This window comes from Algoriphagus sp. PAP.12 (genome assembly GCF_026652115.1).
In the GTDB taxonomy this organism is placed as follows: domain Bacteria; phylum Bacteroidota; class Bacteroidia; order Cytophagales; family Cyclobacteriaceae; genus Algoriphagus.
On record NZ_JAPPSQ010000013.1, the window covers coordinates 108,653 to 132,970 of the forward strand.

Here is a 24,318-nt window from a genome sequence, read left to right on the forward strand (position 1 = left end):
AGCAAGAACATGAAAAAGATACTTTATACTTTTGCTGTTGCTTTATTGGCAGCAACCTTTCTGAGTTCCTGTGAGGACTTTTTGGAAACTGAACCAGTTGACAAACTCGTACCAAACAACTTTTTCCAATCTGAAAAGGACCTGGAACTTTATACGAATTCCTTTTATCAACGAATGCTTCCTGGAGGTTTGGAAGTGGTTCAAGGTGATGAATGGGGAGATTACACCTCCAAAAACCAAAGTCCAGCCTATATCGCCGGATATTACTCGTCTGTAGATGAAGGCGCCTGGAGTTGGTCGGACTTAAGAAATATTAATTATTTCTTGGAGAACTTTGATAACGAAACAATCCCTCAAGAGGGAAGAGATCATTATGAAGGAATTGCCCGCTTCTTCCGTGCGTATTTCTATTTTGAAAAAGTAAAGAGATATGGTGATGTTCCTATCTACGAAAAGCCATTGGCTACTGATGATGAAGAGCAGCTTTACAAAGGACGGGATTCAAGAGAAGATGTCATTGACTTTATTTTGGCAGATTTAGACTTTGCTGTTTCATCTATCAGAGATGGAAAAGACAACAGTTCTTCTATGATAACCAAGCAAGTTGCCCAGGCATTTCTATCCAGAGTAGCCTTATTCGAAGGGACATACAGAAAGTACCATCAAGAATTGGGATTGAGTTCCACAGCACCGGTTTTACTTCAAAAAGCCGCCTCAGCAGCTCAAGGAGTTATGAAGTCAGGTCAATATTCTCTTTATACAACAGGAACGCCAGAGAGCGATTATAGAACTCTATTCATCAGTGAAAACCCTGTTCAACAGGAAGTTCTTTTGGCTGTGGTGTATAACAATGCCCTCAAAAGATGGCATAACATCACATGGAAGTTCAATAGTGCTACGTATGGAAATCGTTGGGGATTGAATAAACAATTCGTCAATACTTATCTTCAATTGGACGGAAGCAGATTTACTGAAAGGTCTGGCTTTGACACCATTCAATTTGTGAGAGAAATGGACAACAGAGACCATCGATTAGCCCAAACAGTTCGCTCCTTGGGATATACCAGAAGTGACGGAAGTGCTGCACCTCCCAATTTTGGATATACTTATACTGGATATCACCTGTTAAAACACAGCTTGGATGACAAAAGATTAGATGGTATTTCAGAAGCTTATAATTCTATTCCTTTGATACGCTATGCAGAAGTCTTATTGAATTATGCTGAAGCTAAAGCAGAATTAGGTGAGTTTGACGAGTCAGTTTGGAATCAGACTATTGCTCCACTTCGTCAAAGAGCAGGTGTCAACACTAACATGCCCTTGGAAGCAGATTCCTATTTAACTGAAACCTATTTCCCTGGGATCACCGACACCTACTTATTGGAAGTTAGAAGAGAGCGAGGGATCGAACTCTGTTATGAAGGGTTTAGATACGATGACCTTTTAAGATGGAAAAAAGGAGAACTCGTAGAAATGCCATGGAAAGGAATTTATGTTCCCGGACTAAATGTGCCCATGGATCTGGACGGAAACGGAACTTTGGATGTGGCGTTTGTGGAAACTGTTCCCAATGAAAAAGTAAGTGGTGTCATCTATTTTGTGGTAGATGGGACCAACTCTATTCTTTCTGAAGGCACTTCAGGCCATATCATCTGGAGAGCTAACGAATCACGAGACTTTTCAGATAAAAAATACCTCCACCCGATTTCAAATACCGATTTGGTACTCAATCCAAATCTGGGTCAAAACCCAGGTTGGGAATAATAATCAATAAATGAAGCTTAAAAAAACAATGTTGGCTGTGGTGCTTTTTTGCACCACAGTCCAGCTTTCTTTTGCCCAAAAGAAAAAAATAGAAATACCTAATATCGAAGGATATTATACGCTAAAAGCTGATTTCCATATGCACACGGTTTTTTCCGATGGACATGTATGGCCCACCTTTCGGGTAAATGAAGCTATCCGTGACGGCTTGGATGCGATCGCAATCACCGAGCATATGGACTACGAAGGGTTCCCAGATGAAATTGCGCGAGATTATAACAAAAGTTATGAAATCGCCTCAAAAGCTGCTCAAATCAAAGGACTGATTGTCATTCGTGGGGTAGAAATCTCCCCTCGTGTCCCGCCCTATCATCATAATGCGATCTTTTTAAAAGATGCCAATAGTTTTCCATTTGATTATATGGAAAACACACATCAAAAATTCATCATGAAAAAAGATCTCACACACGAACAATTGATGGCGCCATTCCTAGAGGCTCTGAATCAAGATGCATTTGTTAGCTATAATCATCCGAGTTTCGGTTGGTGGGATAAAAAAGACACAGTCCTTTTTACCTCCTTTCATGAAGAATTATTAGAAAAAGGTATCCTTAAAGGAGTAGAAGTAGTAAATTCTGGCCGCTACAACATCATCGCCCATAGAATGGCTATGGAATACAATTTGACTATGCTTTGTAATACCGACGAGCATTATGATATGTACCCCAGATATGTAGAAAGCCACCGCCCTATGACTTTGGTATTTGCTAAAGAAAAGAGCCAGCAGGGTATAAAAGAGGGATTATTAGCCAGAAGAACTGCTCTATACTTTGATGACTTGATTGTAGCCAGGGAACCAGAAGCCAGAGGTCTTTTCAATGCTATTACAAAAATTACCGCTCAAAAAAAGAACTCCAAAGATGAGCAACAAATAGCTGTTTTGATAGAAAATAAAAGCGATATTCCATTACAATTGAAAATCAAAGGTCCATACGATTGGGAAAATTTACCTCTGGGAAATTTAGAATTGGGAGCTCAACAGCAACTAGAAATCTTTCTAAAGGCTGTTTGGAAATATCCTGAAACAATAAATTTAGAAATTGAGGTACAGAATTTCTTGGTGGATCCGGACCATGCTTTTCGAACCTCTGTCCCTGTTTTTATTGATGAACTTTAATAATGATTTTTTCATGCGAAAACTTCTATGGATTTTAGCCCTATTGGTCCCTGGAATTGGAGGAGCCCAAACCCTCAAGGTGATGAGTTACAACATCCATCATGGTGCTACCAAAGAGGAAAAGTTAACCATCCGGGAAATGGGTGATTTTATTTTGAAAAGCCAATCGGATCTTGTCGGGTTGCAGGAAGTTGATAGTGTTTGCAATCGTTCCGGGAGGCAAAATCAAATGAAAATTTTGGCTCAAATCACAAAAATGAATCCACAATTCGCTCGTCACTTTGCCTATGACGGAGGCGCTTATGGATTGGGTATTCTCTCGAAATATCCAATGGAGGAAGTCAAAAATGATAGAATTCTCAGTATTCGATCCAATGGTGATACGAGTACCTTGGCTTTCCTTTCAGCTAAAATCCAATTAGCAACGGGGAAAACCGTTCGATTCGCCACTGCCCATCTGGCTTTGGATCATGCCACAAGGATGACCCAGATTTCCCAGATTTTGGAATATCTTGAAGGAGATTACCCAGTCATTTTAACAGGAGATTTCAACACATTACCAGATAGTCCTGAAATTGAATTACTCAACAAACGCTTCCAACTTACCCAAGAAGAAGATGATCTTACATTCCCAGAAAAAAACCCAACCAAAAAAATCGATTACATTCTGGTGGACAGGGAACTTTCTCAAAAAACTTTCAAGAAACAGGTTTTTATAGGCAATCATTTGTCCGATCACCTTCCTATCCAATCAGAAATTATCATTCATTAAAACCCAATTAGTATTCCAATCAATGAATCTTTTCTCCTCATTTTATTTGCCACTTTTAATCAGTGTCGGGCTTTCTTTTTGCCAAAAAGTTCCAATCCCAGAAAAAGTCTATCAGTTAACCGTCCTATCTTACAATATTCATCATTCAAATCCACCGAGCCTTCCTGATTCTATTGATTTGAAAGCAATTGCAAAAGTGATCATCGAAAGTGAAGCTGAGATCGTGGGATTGCAAGAAGTGGATGTTTTTACCAAGCGATCTGGATCTTCCATTCATATGGCCAAAGAACTAGCGGAGTTGGCAGGATTTGACTATTACTATTTTTCTAAAGGAATTGATTTTCAAGGTGGAGAATATGGAACTGCCATCATTTCAAAATACCCTATGAGCCATACAGAGACCATTCCGCTTCCAGGCAAAGAAGGAACCGAGCCAAGAACCCTTTCTTTGGCCACCATCAAAATTGGAAAAGGAAAATCCCTCCTATTTGCCAACACCCACATGGATTTCAGCTCTGATTCTCTTGCATTGGCCCAGGCAAAAGCCATCACTGAAACTTTACAAAGCAGTGAACTCCCCCTCATTTTGATGGGAGATATGAATTCGACCCCTGAGAGTCCGGCAATTCAGCTTTTTGAAACATTTCTAGAGCAAAGCTGCCCTGACTTCTGCCCACCAACAATCCCAGTTATCAATCCCAAAAAAACGATTGATTTTATCCTTTATAAAAAAGGAATGGGTATGAATGTGGTTTCCCATGAAGTAATTCCTGAAACCTATGCTTCAGACCATCTTCCTGTGAAGGCCGTTTTTGAAATCCAATATTGATCCACTCACTATGATCCGTTTTGCATCGCTCTTTTTTGTTTGGGTCCTGTTGAGCTTTGGAAGTTTAAAAGCTCAAAAATCCCAATTTCTCGTATGTGGAGATACCAAGCTTTTGTTGGTGGATTATCAAAAATCCACTGAGGAAAAAGCCGCAATAATTTGGGAATGGGATTCGAGAAATGCATCTGAATTATCGGATGAACAAAAGAATCGATTTCGATCATTGGATGATTGCAAAGCAGTCAATAAAGGAAAACAGATCCTAGTTTCATCCTCTTCCAATGCGATAGCACTTTTGGAAAGTAAAACTCAAAAGGTCCAATTTGTGGCTTCAGTGCCCAATGCTCATTCCATTGAACTCCTTCCCCACAATCGTATAGTAGCTGCAGCATCAACTAACGATAAGGGAAATAAAATCATGCTTTTTGATTTGGACAATCCAGACCAAGTATTGTTCGAAGACAGTCTCTATTCCGCCCACGGAGTGGTTTGGGTAAAAGAACAAAAGCTTTTGTATGCCTTGGGGTATGATGTTTTGAGAGCTTATTCTTTTCCCAATCCAAATGAATTGAAACTTGAGAAATCTTGGGAGATCCCTGGAGAAGGAGGACATGATCTGTTCCTTTCAAATGACAGAAAGAAGCTTTTTATGACTGAACATCATGAAGCTTGGGTTTTTGACCTAGAAACGAATGAGTTTCAAAAGATTCCGGGCTTTCCTCAAGCTGAAAATATTAAATCTGTCAGTGAAAATAGTGCTGGGCAAATCATTTACACCGTTCCTGAGGAAAGCTGGTGGACTTTTCATGTGAGCTTTCACAATCCCGAGAAAAAAATCCCCTTTCCTGACATGAAGGTCTACAAAGCCAGGTGGTATTACTAAAAAGAAACAGCCTTTGATCAAAAATCAAAGGCTGTTTAATTATGATAGACCTTAATTAATTCACTACTATAACCTTAAGTAAGACTAATTATTTGGTTGTCTCCTGAAGTTGGTTCTGGATTACTATTGATATCCTCAATGGCTATTTCAATAATTTGAGAGGATAACTGTGTGATCTTTCCTCCAACCCGAATTAAAACTACAATGGGATAAAAAGGAAGAGTTCTCAAAGGAGGTAAGGCAAAAATCCCTGGGGCCAAATAAATTGCCCTCCCAATATTGGTCATATTCAAAAAATACTTTGGTGCACAAATCATAGCTGTAATTACTGCGGCACCACCTAACAAATAACCAATAGGCTTCCCAAAACTGATCACCTTATTAATAAGTGAAGGAGCGCCCTTATTTACAGTACTATAAATAAAAAACAATTCACCTGCTAGGACCACAGTTAATAATGGATAGATGATCCACTTAAATTTCAAGTCCAATTTCACATCTCTTGCATAAACCACCCCAAAAGAGGTGATCATAGATAATATCCCTAATACAAATAGGCCATTGCTGACTTTTTGTACTAAGCTACCCTCATCTCCAGCAGCCTCCAAAATTTGTTCAGCTGGAAAAATCAAAACTTCTAATCCAGCCAATGCAGCGTCAAAATATTGCAAAGCTTTTTCTATTGTTTTATCGACAGACATTTTAATTATTATTTAGGTTAACTGAAAAATATTTTTCCCTCTTTCAACGAAAGCTACTTTTACTTCTTCTGATTCAAATGGCGCATAATTCTCCCCAATTTTAAAAAGGATCGTACTTGGAATGGCCAAGAACAAACACATCACATCCAAAAAAGTCAAATCGTCTCCACCAGAAATTTCACGATATAAAGCTGAAATAATAGGCACATTCCAAACTTGATTCAATGCGATATTTGCCACATCCATCAAGGCTTCCAAAGAGCGCAAGATCACATCCATCAATTGTTTTAGGATAAAGAGTCCTGTGCCTGCCAATTTTTGTAGAGCGAACTTCAAAAACTCCCCAAAGGAAAGTTGTCCACGAATGACCTGATTAAATTTTTCTGCAACGATTTTGAATTCTGAAAGGAACCCCTCCCCTGTTTCTTTAAAAATCGGAACCAAGTCAGCCATTAGACTATTGAATACATCAGATAGTTCTGTAGGCATTTTTTTGACAGGCTCATCTCCTTTCCCGCTATTCAAATATTGTTTCTTGGAATTTAGCCAATTGGACCTTGGATCTGGTTCGGTTTCTTTAGAAGACTCTGTTAGATTGGTTTGATCCAATTCTTTGGGAATTGAAACTAACTCAGGAGAGAATTTTGCAATCTCCTTTTCCAAAGTTTCATTGATAAAATTCCGAATATTTCCAATCTCTCCTTTAAGATTGATGATTGCATTATTTGCAAAACCTTTATAAGCCCTTTTGGTATCAAGTATGGCATCCCAATCAAAAAGAAAGGCCAAAAACTCAAATAAATCTTTAAAAAAGACCTTGATAGAATCAAAAACCCGCTGAATAAAGCTCCCAATTTCTCGTATAGTTTTTACAATCCAATTAAACACCTGCTCACCAATTTTGATAATGAATTTCACTCCATCGGCTACTTTTTCCATGACGAATTCGAAAGCCTCTTTGGCCTTATTCCATATCGAATGGAGAAAATCTCCCAATGAGTGTCCAAAATCAGAGGATACTGAGGCCAATGAATTGATAGAAACACCTGATGTTCCTGCTCCTCCTACAGCAAATGATGTAGCTTTTAAGACAGGCGTTTTTCCTCTTCCCATATCTCTTGCTATACCAAGCATTTGACCAATTCCGTCCTGAGCAGCTTTGATAGTTTCAGGCTTAACTCCGTCCGGGATCAGGCTTTTACCATTTTGTTTTTTGGCATTTGCCAATCCTCCTTCTTTATCAATCTTGCTCTGAAGTTTATCAAAGATTTTTCCCGAAAGATCAATTACTTTTTCATTTTCCAAAAAGTCAGCCGACATAACAATGGTAGGGGCGCCAATCTCCTCCACAGGAGCGATGATGGTGAATTCTGGGACGATGCCCAAAGGAATAGCAACTTTGTGATCAGGTCCCAAATGATAACTTTGACTATCAACGTAAATGAAAAGATTGGATTCAGCACTTAAATACACTTTTTGACCTTGGAATGAAGCCAATTTAGAAGCTGTATTGAATCGAACTTGTGCAGAGTAAGACTCGACTTCTTTCAAACTATCCAAATCAGAAAGAGTCACTTTATTTGTATTCCAAAGTGTAGTGACGCTATCCTGCCAAAGCCTAGTCAATTCGCTTCCAAAAGCTGTACTTACTGCATATAGTTGATTCCGAACCCCTTTCCCCTTCACACAACTGAATTGTGAAACGCCTTCGACCATCAGGAGAGGTCTGGTCCATTTGCCTGACTCAAATTCCTGACTCACCTGATTAAAAAATCGATTTGTCTGATAAAACAAGCCAGCTTGATCCAAGGCCCAAACTGAATTTTCTCCTTCAAAAGATGCCGCTCTGATCTGATGGACCTGTTGATAGACACCGGGAAGAGTCTCATAGGTACCCTGTTCTCCATTCTCCGGACCTTTAAATTGATGAATCTGATTACCAGCAGCATAAATCATATCGTTTCCTGAAGGCAATTCTAATAAGGCAAAGCAATTCAGGGTCTCTTCGGCGACAAACCTTGAATCATAAGTGCGATCATATTCCTCATCCGGAAACGATTGAAACAACAACGTCCTTTCATTTCCGATTTGATAAAGGAAAAACACACCAGGAAACTTGGCATAGGTCCCCAACTCAAATTGGAGAATCGTTTTCGCGTGCTCTGGAAAGGTATAAGATTCAGGTTTTAGTTCTTTGAGATCTGCCAGATAAAACAAGGCGTCGCTCGATTTGGAAGACGTCCCAAAAAGAACGTGCTGGGTTCCCAACGAAACTTTGTCAATCGTCTCAGCAAATGTATCCGCTCTCAGTGCGGTCCAGCTTAAGGCTTGCTCGAGCTTCTCAAAATCTGTAGAAGCAACATCCAATGCCTGCGAAACCCAAACTTGATTGCTCTCGACTTTTGCAATCTGAATCCTCCCTTTTTTAATATTGTATTCCAACTCATAGGATTTTACCGCTCCTTCAGAAAGACTGAAAGAGATCCATCCTGACTCAGAACCTTCTTTCCGCAAAATAGCCTTGAGCAAATCATCCTGATCCTGATAAAAAATCAAAGGCTGATCCGGTCCGACCATGAAGGTTCTGATTTCCTTACTTCCCTTGATACTTGATTCAGGGAAATAATTACTCATCAGTTCGCTGCTAAAATTCACGCGAACTTGATCTTCTTTACTGACGATGTTTTCTTGTGCTAAATTCATAATCAAAAAATTATTCGTTGACAGGTGCGTAAGTGATATCATAGGCTATCAAAGACTTATCTTCTATAGCTCTCAGATTTTTATAAGCATAGGTTTTACCAAGAGGAAGAATGACTTTATTGGTTTGATTCAACACATCCACTTCCCTTAATCTCTTGATCGACTCATTCTCTTTGGTCACATCATTATTACTTAAATCAATGGCGATCTGATTAATGATTCCCTCGACTAGCAAAATCGGCCAGGCTAAAATCAGCTTCACGATATTCAAAAATATCTTGAGCGCCCCTCCTTCAAATAGATAGACGGATTCATCAAAGGCAATCTTTGGAGGCTCCAGTGTGTTTTTCAAATTGAATTTCCCTTCGGTTCCGTTTTGGATCAAAAACTTCATGGAACCTACTTTCCCAGGACCTTTGACATCCCTGTAGCTATATTGACCCGAGGTAGAAAGATCTATTTTCTTCAGTTCAATCTCGACAAAGACCTTGGCAATCAAATGGACCACTATTTCGACCTGGAATTCGTACTCCACTTCCACACCACCCGAGACATTTTTCAGGGCTTTCCGCTCCAGTGTATAAGTGGTATCGATTTTATCATCCCCAAGCTCTCCTCCAGCCATGTGGGAAGTAGCGACCATGATATGTTTGCCATCCTTTACCTGGAAGCCTCCGGATTCCACTTTTACATCCTTCTTGGCTTTAAATACACTGACCACATATTCATCCAATGAATCTAAATATTGGTCAAAATGAGAGCGGTCCATCGCAAAAACCCCATCTGTGGTTGAACTGGTATCCATCCCCAATTCTATCAGGCTAGCTGGCAGAATCCCTGCGGTGGGCTCAGTTGGTGCCGGATCTCCATTCAACATCATTAAAAAATTGAAAGAACTATATTGCCCTTTAACAGGTTTGGCCTGATCTGTTTTGGTACTATAACTGGTCGAAAATTCCAATGAGGTCGGCTGAAACATCGCCTCTTGACTGTTTATTTTTGGCTGAGTGACGCCATATCCAAGGACATAGGGATTCGTGGAGCCTTTGAGAATCAATTTGAAATAATTCTCAATGGTTACTTGGAATGGTTGGATTAAACCCTCGGGAAACTTGCTTCTCCCAATATCAAAATCTGAAATATTCGCATTTTCAAAATTTAGAAACAAACTCTCAATTCTAAAGTCTGCTTCTGTTAAACCGGAATTGCGGATAATGGAATCCATTGCCTCATCAGCCTCCATTACCATTTGATCCTTAGCTACTTTAATCCGGCCTATCGGAGTGGTAAAAGCATATACGCAACCCGACAAATCAAATAGTTTAACTTTTGAAGTTTTTTCAGGTCTATAGTAAAGCTTACCTTCTGAAAAAGACAGATTAAAGTAGAGATTGCGGGGATCTTTATTGATTATCTCGACGGTAGGAGATTTGAGATCCACATCCCAAGCATAATCGAAATTCAGTCCTTCTGTTTTGATGATATTTTTTAACTCAACCATATCATCAATATTATCAGCATCATACGCTGCAGAAAATTGATCTTGAATGGAAATCCATCGATTCAATTTCGACTTCAATTCCTCTGGAGTCCCTTCAAAACAAAAGGGCTTTTCCCCCTCTTTGGGATTGAGGACATTCCCTACCAAAGCAAACCACCTATCTTTGATAAAGCCATTTTGGTAAAGCATTTTAAACTGGAAATTGATAGTGGATTGAGAAAGTCCCAATACCATATCAAAACCACCTAAATTCTGATTTTCTGTCATGAGTTATTTTTGGTTTGTATCCCAAATACTCTAGATCAAAAACATGAAAGGCTTATCTCACAAGTTTATATACTAAACAATAAGTAATCAAAAATAAAAATAGATCACCTTATCTTAATACCTGTGAAAATCAGCACCATACAACACTAAAAGAGTATTTAGAAAAAATTCAGAAATGATTGATTATCACAAAATTATAGCATATAATAATCGAATAAAATACGTATTTACACGTAATTCGAATATTTTTTTCACATATATAAATCTTAGTTTTTTAAATAGATAAAAATGATTTTTGTAGTGTAAAAAACTACTAAATAAAATTCAAAAATTTTCAATTCTACTGGAAATCCATGGAAACCACCAACTTTATAACCCTTTGATTTACAACCAACACTACCTCGAAATCGAAATATTCAACTGGGGAGTATCAGAGATTTCATACTGAAAATCCAATGTAAAATCTCTTAAACCATTTAAATCCAAGCTTACTATTTTAGGAGTAGTCAATCCACTTTCATTGGTTCTTATCCAGTTATTTTTAAAAACCTGAATTTCAGTTAGGATTACAGGCAGTACCTCATCCGAAAACTTTTGATTTGAAAAACACCTACTCACTTTCTTAAACCGACTAGCCTTATTTATTGAATTTCCCTCCAACAAAAAATCTCTTTTTGTATAAGTATCCAGTGCAAAAACGAAGGATAATGGCTTGTATTCAACCCATGGTTTTGTGTCAAAACTGGAAGAAGATTGAGACAGACCAAAAGATAAAACCACTTGCTGGGGAATGAATAATAAATCGTCCCCAAATTGGTTTTGAAGGTTCAAGAAAATAGGAACTTGGCACTCGGTATCCAAAGCCCGCTGCATGGTTTCGCTAACTACGATATCGATTTCGATTTCTTTCGAGAATTGGTATTTAGTAGCATCTACCTGAAGGGCATCCTGAAGATATCCTTCAAATCCGAGTTTTTTGAAAATGTGAATAACATGATCAAAACTGTCAGGATTTATTTCAACAAGAGTAACTTTCACTTCTTTCTCAGAATAGCTCGCCAAAACAGGTAAAATCAAGGTCGCATAAGGCCCCGTCCCAGCATAAAGAATATGGATTGGCCTTGAATCTTTTCTCTTTAAAAGAAGTTCTTCAACTGCCTCAAAAATCCCCTTTACAAACTTTTGGGTTCTTGTGATGTCATCCAAACACATCGCTGCCCATGTTGGTCCAATGGCAATTCCAGTTTCAGTGGACAGATTTTCACGATTTTTCCCATCTTCCAGATCCAACCCCAATAAGTCATACATCAATTGTTTATAGCGATCTACAGCAATTTTAAAGCTTTCATAATCTCTCCCCTCTTTTATAAATACTTGACCTATTTCGAATAGGGTGCGGTTGAGATCATTTTTGGATTTCATAGATGAAATAGTATTAGAAGAACTCTATTGGCTTTGATTTTATTCAGTTATATGATTTTCAACTGTTCTCATAATTAAACAAAAAAATAGCGACTTCCCTCCGAAGAAGAAAGCCGCTTTGTACTTAATCCTCTAAATACCCAAATTTACCTTCATTGAAGTCATTGAATGCTTCCATCAACTCTTGGCGAGTATTCATCACAAAAGGTCCGTGAGCAGCAATGGGTTCGTTGATAGGTTCTCCACTCAAAACCAACACCTTTGAATCCTGAGTTGCTTTTACTGAGAATTCTTCCCCATCATTTGCCAACAACACCAAGTGATCTGTTGGAGCTCTGTCGGTACCATTGACTTCTATTTCTCCTTCAACAACCAATAAAACAGTATTGAAATGTGAAGGAAAATTCAATTTCACCTCTGATCCTTCCTTCAAATGAGCATTCCACATGTTTATTGGAGTAAATGTGGAAGCTACTCCTTTCACATGTTCAAATTCACCTGCTATGACATCTATTTCACTTCCCTTTGAATCCAATTGAACTCTCGGGACAGAATCATTTTTAATAGCTTGATACTTTGGTGCACTCATCTTATCCTTGGCAGGAAGATTCACCCACAATTGAACCATCTGGAATTCACCACCTTTTTTGCTCCATTCTTCCTCGTGAAACTCCTTATGAAGAACCCCGGACGCAGCGGTCATCCATTGGATATCGCCCTCGCCGATGACTCCTCCACCTCCGCTACTATCATGATGTTGTACTTTCCCTTTATAGGCAATCGTCACTGTTTCAAACCCTCTGTGGGGATGAACTCCAACCCCTTTTGGTCTGGAAGACGCAGGAAAATGGAATTTGGAATTGTAATCCAACATGATGAAAGGATCCATCCGCTGCATATCCATGCGAAATCCGCTTGGAATGAAATTATGTACTCTAAACCCATCTCCAACAAAATGTGGTTGTCCTGGGCTTGCTACTAATTCTACTGATCTAGGTTTCATATTTCCTCCTTTTTATAACCTATACAAAAATGAATAGAAAGAAAGAGGATTGCATTGATCTATGGTAAGATCGATTTTACTTGTGCCTTTGGGCCAATTCTTTCCGGACTCGGCTTAAGCTTTCAGGAGTAATTCCCAAATAGGAAGCGATCATCCATTGTGGAACTCTCAATGGAATGTCTGGATATTTTTTGATGAATTTCAGATATCTGTCCTCTGCGGTATTGCTCAACAACATCATAATCCTGTTCTGAAGACTTCGGATATAACTGTGAATCATCCGATGGTTGAAGTCTCGAAATGAAGGCATCTTTTCCTCCAAAATCTTAAAAAAAGCATCATCCAAAACAGCCACTCGAGTATCCTCTAATGCTTGAATATTGAATTGGGAGGGTTGATTGAAAAACACACTTTCTCGGTCGGTCACAAACCAACCTTCGGGAGCGAAATGAAGGATATGTTCTTTTCCTTTTTCATCAATGGAAAATTGCCTCAGTAAGCCATCTTCCACAAAAAATATATGCTTACAATACTCTTGGCTTTTTAGCAAATATTCATCCTTAGAGACTATACGAGTATTACATTCAGTCAAAATCATATTGATTTCCTCCTCTCTCAAATCCAAGTTGGAGGTCAAATAGCTTTTGAGGGTAAAGTGATTCATTCCGACGATATCAATTAAAAGTGTCCTGAATATCTTTTGATTTATTATTATCTGAAATCAATTTCTTAAATATCTACTCAAATTCAAGATGGAGTGCATGAACCTAAACCAACACTTACCTGTTTTTTCCTACAGATTTTATAGATTTTTACCATGGATGAATCTTTAGACCATAAATTGATTTATTATATCAATAAATGGGTAAAACTGGACCCTGAAGAAGAGAAGAAGATTTTAGCTTCATTTGAAAAGCAGGCTGTAAAAAAGAAAATCAAACTTCTCGAACCCGGTCAGGTCTGCCAATACATTTATTTTATCATTCAAGGAGGAGCACGATCCTATTATCACGATGCCAAAGGTGATGAACACATCTACCAAATCCGTCTGGAAAACAATTGGATCAGTGACTTGGAAAGCTTCTTTTCTCAACAACCTTCTAAATTTTATCTCGAGACTCTAGAGGAATCCATTGTGCTGAGGATTTCTCCTGAGGTTTTGGAAAATCTTTATGAGGAGGTTCCCAAAATGGAACGATACTTTAGAATTCTATTTCAAAAAGCCTATATCAATTCTTTGGCTAGACTCAACTCAACTATGTGGGAAACTGCAGAAGAACGCTACAATGAAATGATCAAGGAGAATTGTGATATTCTACAGAGAGTACCTCAAACTTACATTGCCTCCTATTTGGGCATCGCTCCAGAAAGCCTTAGCAGAATTCGCAAAAAGAAATAAGGTCTTTTTTTTCTTAACATAGGTTAAGGGTGCAGCTGAAATGGCAACCCTACATTTGTATCGTACTAATCAACAAATGGAAGTGGCCATTCAAATCGATGAATAGAAAATCATTCCTCAAACATTTGGTAACGACGATTCCATTAAGTATTTCAGCCATGAATCTATCTTCTATCCAATCAATGTTGGGACCTTTGGAAAACACTCCAAAAATGCCCGTGTTATTCTTAGGACATGGAAGCCCTATGAATGCTATCGAAGAAAATGAATTTGTGAGAGGCTTTAGAAAAGTCTCAGATCAGATCGCTACTCCAAAGGCAATTTTGGTGATTTCTGCTCACTGGGAAACAAAAGGTACGCAAGTCACGGCTATGCAGAATCCACCTACCATTCATGATTTTGGAGGATTCCCAAAAGCACTGTACGAGGTAGAATACCCTGCTCCAGGTTCACCTGAATTAGCGAAAGGCGTCCAAGATTTGGTCCATAGCACGGATGTTCATTTAGATGATAAATGGGGTTTGGACCATGGCGCTTGGACAGTGATTCGTCACATGTATCCGGAAGCTAACATTCCTGTAGTTCAGTTGAGTTTGGACTATTATAAAACCCCAAAGCAACACTATGAATTGGCTCAGGAGCTTTCTAAACTGAGAGAAAAAGGAATTCTCATTGTGGGAAGCGGAAATATCGTCCATAACCTCAGAATGGTTCATTGGCAAAAAATGAACGAAAATTACGGTTATGATTGGGCCATAGAAGCCAGTGAAAAGATCAAACAAAACATTCTAAGTGGAAATCATGATGAATTGATCAATTTCTCTCAAATGGGGAAATCTTTCCAATTGGCTATTCCTACACCTGAGCATTATTTACCATTACTCTATGCCTTGGCACTTCAAGGAAAAAACGAAGAGCTGGCATTATTCAACGACTCTTATTTGGCAGGATCACTCACAATGACATCTGTCAAAATCGGATAAATATAAATTTTAAACATAACCAACATACTACCATGAAAATTGGAATTACAGGAGCCACTGGTCAATTGGGTTCTTTGGTCATCGATCATCTAAAATCAAAAACTGCTGCTGAAAACATAGTAGCACTAGTTAGAAATCAGGAAAAAGCCGCAGGACTTGGAGTAGAAAGTCGTGCATTCGATTACAATGATTCTGGAACATTGAAACAATCCCTTTCTGGAATCGACTACCTTCTTTTGATCTCGAGCAGTGAGGTCGGTCAAAGATCTAGACAACACAAAAACGTCATCCAAGCAGCAAAAGAAGCAGGAGTTAAATGGATCGTTTATACGAGCTTGTTACATGCTGACACGTCTACTTTAAGCTTGGCAGGAGAGCATTTGGAAACCGAGGCACTATTGAAAGAAGCTGGAATCCCGGTTACTATCCTAAGAAATGGATGGTATACAGAAAACTACTTGGGATCTGTGGATTCAGCTTTAAAAGCTGGAGCATTCATTGGCAGTGCAGGTGAAGGAAAAATCTCCTCTGCAGCAAGAAATGATTTTGCTGAAGCTGCGGCTGTTGTGATCACAGATCCTCAGCACCAAGGAAAAGTTTATGAATTGGCTGGAGATGAAAGTTATACACTTTCTGATTTGGCAAAGGAAATCTCTAAGGAGGCTGGAAAAGAAATCCCTTACAACAACCTGGAAGAATCTCAATATGCCGGAATTCTTGAATCTGTGGGTGTACCCGCTGGGTTTGCTCAAGCTATAGCTGGATGGGATGTAAGCGCAAGTAAAGGTGACCTTTTTGATGATTCAAAGACCCTTTCCAAATTGATACAAAGACCAACTACCCCAATGAGTGAATCAGTTGTTCAAACACTTGGCTAAACCAACTCATTATCAAAAAGCACTTTCTATGAAGTGCTTTTTTATTTTTCAATTGCCTCAATCAAGTAAGTCCAATCCCCACTTAAGCCCTCCTGAATCCAACAATCCCATAAGACCTGCATTTCCTTGTTCATCCCATTGGCGGATTGGCCATCATAGGCTTCCTGTATTTTATTCATTTCCCTATAGGAATCGAAAAATACCTCATTCAATTTTGCCTGAAAATTATCCGGGGTTAGCTCCATAGTGTGCAACCTAGTCTTGAGACGATCCACGACAATCCTAACTATATCAAAATGTCGCCTTTCATGGTTTAAGGCATAATCATCCGGTTCTTTTACCCAAGATTGATTGGGTAACATATAGACTTTAAATTCTAATGTTTGGATAATATTCCCTTGTTGCAACACTGCACTACCTTCAATAGAAAAACTGGTGTTAATCACAGCGTTCTTCCTACTTAGAAGATTGGGTTTAGCACTGAAATTTTCCCAATAAAGAGGGAATTCAGGATCGTAAAAAACAGTATCAATTGTAGATGGTCGAACTGGGTCTTTCATTCTCAACTCAACAGTCTCTGCAAGATCTCGATGCTCCAACCCATTGGTTTTGATCCAATTATCAAAATACTCAAGACTCTCATCAATATACTCGACCATCAAGTCCTGCATTTTATTCACCCCATTTAAAGATCGCTGATATAAGATCCTGTTTTGATATTTGACCAAATAAATCGGATCCAAATCAGTCAACAAATAGAAACTCAACCGGATCTCCATCCTGCCGTCATACAGTCCAGTTTTTGCATTGGGTCTTTCCCAAACATTCAGCATTTCCAACCTAACCTGAATATCTCTCGCAATAGAATCAGGAAAGGAAATATCACTTTGAAAGCGCTTCAAAATCAATTCAGAAAGCTCCTTTTCAAAGACAACCGGAGCTTTATCTCTTTTGGTATAGTAAATATCCCCGATAGACTTTTCGGAAATCCCACGAAAATCCAATACATCCACAATCCGATAATTTGTTTCGTAGCGAGGCTTCAATACAGGCCGAAGGTGAAGTACCGCTTGCTGAGCAGATAAGCCACCTGAAAAAAATAAAAAAAACAGGGTCAGTCGAAAACAAATTCGCATGATCCAAAATACACTTTTTTGAAAAGTTTCCTATCCTGAAAACTCTGATTTATGGAAGTTTAATCCAGTCTACCTTTGGGGCTTTTCCTGTAGGATTTCGATTATAAAAGCTATTGAGTCCTGTTGATTCATCGAAAAACCCACCATTCATCAAATAAAACTGACCATTTAAGCTTCCTCCAGCAAAATCTTTTCTATATCCCCTTCTGGCAATATCATCCCCAGTAAACTTAGCCTCAGTTAACTCAATCCAGTTTCCATCTTTATCGGCTGCCCATTGGTTTTTGTAAATACCTCTTCTTGTGATATTACCCGATTCAGGAACGAAATTCTCCAAAAATGAATGGGGTCTCTTATACCAAGTATCAGTTTTTGGTCTTGAAAAACTTGCAATCAGTTGCCATTCCCCTTTCTCAGGATCCAAGAAATAAGCGGTGTAAACCGTATTCCCATTTCCGTCAGGTTCAACCGAATTCAGAAAACTATAGGTTACCCCAGCTTTCCAAGAATATGTTAAATAAGACTGCCCACCAGAACCTTCGTTACCAAACTCCCCGGTATAGACTTGATCCCCTTTTTTCAATAATTTGATCTTTTCCTCTTCAGGAATTTCGCTTGGGTTGTCGGTTTTGAAAGGACTCCAAACTGAAAATAAGATCCTTCTTTCCTCCTTTGAATTGACTTGGATACCAAAATAACCTTCTCCAAATCCATTTGCCATAAAATAGGATCCTATTGGGTCTTCCCCAACTGGAACTTCAATTTCATTATAAAACCATTTGAAATTTTGATCATCAGGCAAGGTATAAGTTAAGTGAACAGAGGGACCTCTTCTTCCCCAGTAGAATCTGTTATTCTCATTATCTTTTACATATTCCAACTCGATAGAAGCAATTGAATGGACTTCTAGATCAGATATTTTCACAAAATCATTCCCTTCTTTACTGATACCTTTCAACTGGAATTCATTGTACCCTTTTTTCAGAACTACATTTTCCAGATTCACCTCAGATTGTCCAGGTTCAATATCAATTTCAAAAACTCTGTCAGCCACCAATTCAATTGTACTTCCTTGAGATTGAGGGATCAGCTTCAACAAAACACTCACCTGAGTTGCTTGGCTTGATTTGAAATAAACACTAAACTCAGAACCTTGATTTTCCCAAGAAAGAATCCCTTCCTTAGTAATCTCCTCTTTTTCTAAACCTGCAGTTTGATAGGTATTTCCTCCCAATGGAATCTGAAAGCTTGAATCCATTAAAGCAGATCTATTATTTGTAAAATTTAAACTTTGGAACAGGAGCAATAGGGTTGAAAAAACTCGTAGAAACATATTGAATGGGGATAATTTTAGGCTACTCGGGATTCGGAATATAGATCATAGGCGGCTACCAACAATTGCCTATCAGGTGAATCACCATATCGTTCATATCTATTGATATCAGATCTATTTTCGGCGAAAACTGGAGCATATTTCCCCTCCAGTTCATCCCAAATCACCAATAAATAGGAATAGGAAATTTTACTTTCTCTTCCAGTTTCCAACCAAGATTCAAATTCACTTTCTTCTAAAGATTGGGGAAAGTCGGGACTATCAAACATATGGAGATTTTAAATTTAACGGGAGGCAAGTTAGATAATCCTAACAACTAATCTGAAAATCCAAGACTATCCTTTTCTTAAGTTTTTAAACAAAATGGGCTTTATGTTATTTAAATAGCCATAAATGGATTTCAAGTTTACCGAACCCGACAGTTATACAACCAATACATTAAGTCTTATATAATTCCTTTTTTATCTAACATTTGCCCCATATTTTGTAAGAAATTGTTCACTTTAGTTTCTATAACTAACGCCTTATTGTAAATAAGGAAATTAAATAAAATGGCATTTTCCTCATCTGACTTTCTTCCAGAAGAAAACTTTTCTTTATCTGAAATTTTAGACTCAAAATCAATTTTAGAATTATCCAAGATTTGTCAATTGACAACCCTTCTTACTCAAACTTCTGGAGCCTATTTGGCTTTTGAAGAAGAAGATAAATGGAAGATCTTCTCAAGTTTTGGGGTAGCGATGGAGAAAGAAGTACCAGCGACTTTTGACGAAAAAGAGTTACTGAAAACCAAAACTATACAAATATTTACCAGGCCCATCCCTCTTTTTGAAGATGCCAAGGTTGGCGCCATAGCTATTCTCCCAATACAATTTCATACTGAAAAGGTTTCAGGTTTATTGACTATCGTAAATAATGAAATAAAAGATTTCTCCGAAAAAGAAATGCAAGGCTTAAACTTGCTAAAAGATGAGGTTGAAAGAATCATAGATTCGAGAATTCAGGAATCACAAAAGGAAAACTTTGAAACACTTTTCAATCTTTCAAAAGATCTGGTATGCATTGTCAATCGTCAGGGGCAATTCGAAAAAGTCAACCCCTATTTTCATTCACTTTTGAGATATAAAAAGGAAGAAGTACTTGATCAACCTTTTGCCAATTTTATTCACCCTGAGGATTTAGAGTACACCTTTGAGATTTTCCAAAAGTTATTAACAGACTCCAAAACCATCAGTTTTGATCATCGATTTTTATCCAAAGAGGGACTCAGCAAAACGATTCAATGGACTGCTACACCAGAACCTAACACCGGTAAAATTTTTGCAATAGGCCGTGATATTTCTGAAGCCAAAGAAATAGAAAGTCAACTTATGGAAAAAGAGGCACGATTAAAAGTCTTTTTCGAAAACTCCCAAGGGCTCATGTGTACCCATGATTTAGAAGGCAATTTTTTATCTGTGAATTTTGCAGGCGCTTCAATATTGGGATATACTGTGGAAGAAGTCATCCAATTTTCCCTTTTTGATTTGGTGCCCGAGGAGAACCATTCTGGAGTTGAAAATTATTTAAAACTCATCAAATCAGAGGGAAAAGCAAATGGCCAAATGGCTATTCGCCATAAAAATGGGTCGATAAGGACTTGGATTTTCAACAATGTCATGTATCATCCCGAAAACGGAGATACCGAATACATCATTGGAAATGCTATTGATATTTCGAATAGGGCGGTCTTAGAAAAAGATTTAAAAGAAACTAAAATTCTTCTTGAAGAAACAGGTCAAGTAGCTCGGGTAGGTGGTTGGACTTTGGATCTAATTCATCAAAAGCTCTCCTGGACACCAGTAACCAAACTAATCCATGAGGTTCCTGAAGATTTTGTTCCTGACCTCGAATCTGGTATTAATTTTTACAAGCCAGGAGAAAGCAGAGAAAAAATAACAAAAGCCGTAGATGAGGCCATCAATAAAGGAAAGTCTTGGAATCTGGACCTTCAAATCATCACTTTTAAAGGCAATATGCTATGGGTGAGAGCCATTGGGAAACCAATTATGGAAGAAGGGAAATGTATCCGGGTGGTCGGAACTTTTCAGGATATTGATGAAACAAAAAAGGCAGAGTTAGAAGCTGCATCAGCAAAAAAGCTTTTGGATGACGTTTTTAGTGCCTCTTCAGAAGTTAGTGTAATTGCGACAGATTTGACTGGTGTAATCACAGTCTTCAACAGAGGGGCAGAAAAAATGCTTGGCTACCATGCTGAAGAAATGATCGGAAAACAAACTCCTGAAATAATTCACTTGAAACAGGAGATTATTGCTCAATCAGAAGTGGTCTCAGAAGAGTTCGGGAAGCCCGTAGAAGGATTTCAAACTTTTGTGGCAAGAGCTGAGAGAGATGGGTCAGAGCAAAGGGACTGGACCTATATTAGAAAAGATGGTAAAAAACGCCTGGTTTCTTTGGTCGTAACTCCAATAAAAGACACCGAAAATACCAGTATCGGATATTTGGGTATTGCGATTGACATCACTGATAAAGTGGAGACTGAGATCGAACTTTCAAATGAAAAAGGTAGACTTTCAGCTTTCGTAAAGCATGCACCAGCTGCGGTGGCAATGTTAGATAAAGACTTAAAATATATTGCTGTCAGTAATAGATGGCTCGAGGAATATCAGCTCAAGGATCAGGATGTTCTCGGGATTTCCCATTTTGAGATATTTGATGCGGTAATTAACGATGAAGTTAAAGACCTTTTTTATAGCGTACTCAAAGGTAATGTAGAAAGTAAACAGGAAGATATTTTTAAGCTACCTGGCTCTGATGAGGAGATTTATGTAAGCTGGGAAATGAGGCCGTGGTATTTACACGATGGCAAAATTGGCGGAATGATGATCTATACCCAAAACATCACGGGTATGGTCAAACGTAGAGAGGAACTAAAAAATGCCAAATTAGTAGCTGAAGAAGCCAGCAGAGCTAAATCTGAATTTTTGGCTAACATGAGCCACGAAATCAGAACACCTTTGAATGGGGTAATTGGTTTCACAGACCTTGTCCTCAAAACAAAGCTGAATGAAACACAGCTTCAATACCTGACTATTGTCAACCAATCGGCAAATGCACTTTTAAGTATCATCAACGACATTCTAGATTTCTCTAAAATCGAAGCCGGTAAGCTTGAGTTAGACATAGACAAAAGTGATCTATTTGAAATGGCATCGCAGGCCACAGATATTATCACATACCAGATTCAAAATAAGGGACTTGAAATGCTCCTCAATGTGGATCCGAGCCTCCCTCGGTTTATCCATGCAGATTCTGTAAGACTTAAGCAGGTATTGGTCAATCTTTTAGGGAATGCTTCCAAGTTTACAGAGGAAGGAGAGATTGAACTAAAAATTGAAAATCTCAAAGAAGTGGATGGTAAAAACCTTCTTCGATTCTCTGTGAGAGATACTGGCATTGGAATCAGTTTAGAAAAGCAAGAAAAAATCTTCGAAGCATTCTCTCAAGAAGACAGCTCAACTACCAAAAAGTATGGAGGAACTGGACTGGGGCTGACCATTTCAAACAAACTCCTAGGTTTGATGGGAAGTAAACTCCAATTAATCTCCTCCCCGGGAAAAGGAAGTACATTCTATTTCGATGTAGTTATGGAAACCGAAGTAGGCGATCCGATTGAATGGTCTGGAATGGAAGAAATCAAGGAGGTTTTGGTGGTAGATGACAATGACAATAACAGGCTCATAGTCAACCAAATGCTTTTGTTGAAAAACATTAAGACGACTGAGGCTAAGAATGGATTCGAGGCATTGCAAATCCTATCAAAAGGGAAGCAATTTGACGTGATTTTGATGGACTATCATATGCCATTTATGGATGGGATAGAAACCATCAAAAAGATAAGAGATAGCTTCAATGATCATTTGGAGGACATGCCTATTCTATTGCTTCACAGCTCGTCGGATGATCAAAGTATCATTCAGGCCTGCAAAGATTTGAATATTAAGTTCCGAATGATCAAACCGTTGAAACTTCAGGAATTTTATCATGTGCTTTCCCATCTCAAGGAAGAAGTAGACGAAAATCAAATAGAAGTTGAGGCAATTCCTTTTCACGACAAATCACTCAAAATATTAATTGCCGAAGACAATCCTGTCAACATGTTATTGGCTGAAACGATTTTCCAAAAAATTGCCCCTAACATCACTCTGATAAAAGCCATGAATGGAAAAGAGGCTTTGGAACTATGTGAAGAATCAATACCTGATTTAATTTTCATGGATATTCAAATGCCAGAAATGAATGGATATGTAGCGACAGAAAAAATCAGATCCCTTTCAAATGGTCAGAATGTTCCAATTATAGCATTGACTGCAGGTAATGTAAAAGGCGAAAAAGAAAAGTGCCTGGCCGTGGGGATGAATGACTTTGTAGTCAAACCTATCGTAGAGGACATCCTTCGAGAAGTTCTTGAAAAATGGGCGACTTTTAATGTAGACTCCAATTCAGATACCAATTCATTAAAAGAAACCGATCATTACGACCCGGAAGTACTTAAACTATATACAGACTACAATTCTGAAGTCTGGGAAGGAATTATTGAAATTGTTAAATCTGAATTAAGTCGATCAAAGCTAAGCCTTAGGAAAGAAATCGAGGCTAAAAATCTTCCAGGCATTAAGGAAGCTGGCCATAAACTATATGGTACCGCTGTAAGTTCTGGAATGAATCAATTAGCCAAAATGTCAGAGGAATTTGAACTTACAAAAGAGATTAATCAGGAATCTTTAATAAAACAATTGGGAAAAATAGAAAAAGAAATAGAACTAATATTAGAGTTACTTAAAAAGTAAATAACAACTAAAATAAGTTGATTCTTCTCATTAAATCAGCCTTCTTATACCGACTAATTGGAATGACAGTTTTATCTATCAAAACCGTATTATCTTGAATATCAATAATTTTATTCAAATTAATAATATAAGACCGGTGTACCTGAAAAAAGCTATCAGAAGGCAGTTTATCTAGAACATTTGATAAAGTGGTATGCACCAAGTGTTCGCCTTTCTCTAGTAAGATCTGAACATAGTCGCCTTGAGCTTTAAAAAAGTAAACTTGTTTTAAATCTAATTTGATCAATTTTTTATCAATATTGATATAAAACTGATCTGATTCTTGAGGTTTTTTCTCTGTAGTTTTTACAGTCTCCCTTTCGATCAACATATTTGAAGCTTTTTGAACAGACCTCACAAACCTCTCAGGATCAATAGGTTTACTTAAAAAATCAATAATACTATCATATTCAAATGCATGAATAGCCTGCCCTTTATCCGAAGAGGTAATTATTACTAAAGGAGGATTCTTCAAAGTTTGAATAAAATCAAAGCCATTAAAACCAGGCATATGTATATCAAGAAAAATTAAATCAACTTCAGAACTATTTAAAAACCTAAAGGTCTCAATTGCACTTGCAAAACTGCCTTTCAAATTCAATTCTGGTTGTTTATGACATAAAAAAGTTAATATTTCTCTCGATACGCTTTCATCATCTAAGATGATACAGTTCATAA

Annotated in this window: 20 protein-coding genes; 9 read left to right on the forward strand and 11 right to left on the reverse strand. The window is 38.1% G+C overall.

The annotated features are described in order from the left end of the window. Positions 1–9 precede the first annotated feature (9 nt). Genes O0V13_RS15485 through O0V13_RS15505 form a run of 5 tightly spaced genes read left to right on the forward strand, consistent with a single transcriptional unit; the run spans position 10 to position 5,425 of the window. Positions 10–1,764, forward strand: a complete 1,755-nt coding sequence (locus O0V13_RS15485; protein WP_268035880.1) for a RagB/SusD family nutrient uptake outer membrane protein — start codon at positions 10–12, stop codon at positions 1,762–1,764. A gap of 10 nt (positions 1,765–1,774) precedes the next feature. Then, positions 1,775–2,941, forward strand: a complete 1,167-nt coding sequence (locus tag O0V13_RS15490) for an Sb-PDE family phosphodiesterase (protein ID WP_268035881.1) — start codon at positions 1,775–1,777, stop codon at positions 2,939–2,941. Positions 2,942–2,954: 13 nt separating this feature from the next. After that, entirely contained in the window at positions 2,955–3,713 is a 759-nt protein-coding gene (locus O0V13_RS15495) for an endonuclease/exonuclease/phosphatase family protein (protein ID WP_268035882.1), read from the forward strand. Positions 3,714–3,735: 22 nt separating this feature from the next. Then, positions 3,736–4,542 carry an endonuclease/exonuclease/phosphatase family protein gene (locus O0V13_RS15500; RefSeq protein ID WP_268035883.1) on the forward strand — a complete coding sequence of 269 codons (807 nt, stop codon included), beginning with the start codon at positions 3,736–3,738 and terminating at the stop codon, positions 4,540–4,542. Between the two features lie 10 nt (positions 4,543–4,552). Next, on the forward strand, positions 4,553–5,425 hold the full coding sequence (locus tag O0V13_RS15505) for a DUF6528 family protein (RefSeq protein ID WP_268035884.1): 873 nt from the start codon (positions 4,553–4,555) through the stop codon (positions 5,423–5,425). 74 nt (positions 5,426–5,499) lie between these two features. Here O0V13_RS15505 and O0V13_RS15510 read toward each other — a convergent pair whose 3' ends face one another. The 6 genes from O0V13_RS15510 to O0V13_RS15535 form a co-directional block, all read right to left on the reverse strand. After that, positions 5,500–6,126, reverse strand: a complete 627-nt coding sequence (locus O0V13_RS15510; protein WP_268035885.1) for a hypothetical protein — start codon at positions 6,124–6,126, stop codon at positions 5,500–5,502. Positions 6,127–6,138: 12 nt separating this feature from the next. Then, positions 6,139–8,829: a hypothetical protein gene (locus O0V13_RS15515; protein WP_268035886.1), complete on the reverse strand. Its 2,691-nt coding sequence runs from the start codon at positions 8,827–8,829 to the stop codon at positions 6,139–6,141. 10 nt (positions 8,830–8,839) lie between these two features. Then, entirely contained in the window at positions 8,840–10,597 is a 1,758-nt protein-coding gene (locus O0V13_RS15520; RefSeq protein ID WP_268035887.1) for a hypothetical protein, read from the reverse strand. Between the two features lie 396 nt (positions 10,598–10,993). After that, positions 10,994–12,019: a hypothetical protein gene (locus tag O0V13_RS15525; RefSeq protein ID WP_268035888.1), complete on the reverse strand. Its 1,026-nt coding sequence runs from the start codon at positions 12,017–12,019 to the stop codon at positions 10,994–10,996. A gap of 124 nt (positions 12,020–12,143) precedes the next feature. Then, entirely contained in the window at positions 12,144–13,022 is an 879-nt protein-coding gene (locus tag O0V13_RS15530) for a pirin family protein (RefSeq protein ID WP_268035889.1), read from the reverse strand. Between the two features lie 76 nt (positions 13,023–13,098). Further along, entirely contained in the window at positions 13,099–13,686 is a 588-nt protein-coding gene (locus tag O0V13_RS15535; protein WP_268035890.1) for a Crp/Fnr family transcriptional regulator, read from the reverse strand. A 153-nt stretch (positions 13,687–13,839) separates the two neighbouring features. Between O0V13_RS15535 and O0V13_RS15540 the strand changes: the two genes are divergently transcribed. The 3 genes from O0V13_RS15540 (at position 13,840) to O0V13_RS15550 (ending at position 16,282) form a co-directional block, all read left to right on the forward strand. Further along, a complete protein-coding gene (locus tag O0V13_RS15540) occupies positions 13,840–14,421 on the forward strand; it encodes a Crp/Fnr family transcriptional regulator (RefSeq protein ID WP_268035891.1) in 582 nt (193 codons plus the stop codon). Positions 14,422–14,519: 98 nt separating this feature from the next. Next, positions 14,520–15,404, forward strand: a complete 885-nt coding sequence (gene ygiD, locus O0V13_RS15545; protein WP_268035892.1) for a 4,5-DOPA dioxygenase extradiol — start codon at positions 14,520–14,522, stop codon at positions 15,402–15,404. A gap of 32 nt (positions 15,405–15,436) precedes the next feature. Continuing rightward, a complete protein-coding gene (locus O0V13_RS15550) occupies positions 15,437–16,282 on the forward strand; it encodes an SDR family oxidoreductase (RefSeq protein WP_268035893.1) in 846 nt (281 codons plus the stop codon). Positions 16,283–16,323: 41 nt separating this feature from the next. Here the strand turns inward: O0V13_RS15550 and O0V13_RS15555 are convergent, their stop codons facing one another. From O0V13_RS15555 to O0V13_RS15570, 4 genes are all read right to left on the reverse strand, one after another. Further along, a complete protein-coding gene (locus tag O0V13_RS15555) occupies positions 16,324–17,418 on the reverse strand; it encodes a hypothetical protein (RefSeq protein ID WP_268035894.1) in 1,095 nt (364 codons plus the stop codon). A gap of 49 nt (positions 17,419–17,467) precedes the next feature. After that, positions 17,468–18,676, reverse strand: a complete 1,209-nt coding sequence (locus O0V13_RS15560; protein WP_268035895.1) for a DUF3472 domain-containing protein — start codon at positions 18,674–18,676, stop codon at positions 17,468–17,470. 92 nt (positions 18,677–18,768) lie between these two features. Further along, a complete protein-coding gene (locus O0V13_RS15565) occupies positions 18,769–19,020 on the reverse strand; it encodes a hypothetical protein (protein WP_268035896.1) in 252 nt (83 codons plus the stop codon). 176 nt (positions 19,021–19,196) lie between these two features. Next, on the reverse strand, positions 19,197–19,391 hold the full coding sequence (locus tag O0V13_RS15570) for a hypothetical protein (RefSeq protein WP_268035897.1): 195 nt from the start codon (positions 19,389–19,391) through the stop codon (positions 19,197–19,199). Between the two features lie 10 nt (positions 19,392–19,401). Between O0V13_RS15570 and O0V13_RS15575 the strand changes: the two genes are divergently transcribed. After that, positions 19,402–23,601 (forward strand): PAS domain S-box protein, encoded by a 4,200-nt coding sequence (locus tag O0V13_RS15575; protein ID WP_268035898.1) that lies wholly within the window; start codon positions 19,402–19,404, stop codon positions 23,599–23,601. Positions 23,602–23,608: 7 nt separating this feature from the next. Here the strand turns inward: O0V13_RS15575 and O0V13_RS15580 are convergent, their stop codons facing one another. Next, positions 23,609–24,316 carry a LytR/AlgR family response regulator transcription factor gene (locus tag O0V13_RS15580; protein WP_268035899.1) on the reverse strand — a complete coding sequence of 236 codons (708 nt, stop codon included), beginning with the start codon at positions 24,314–24,316 and terminating at the stop codon, positions 23,609–23,611. Positions 24,317–24,318: the final 2 nt, after the last annotated feature.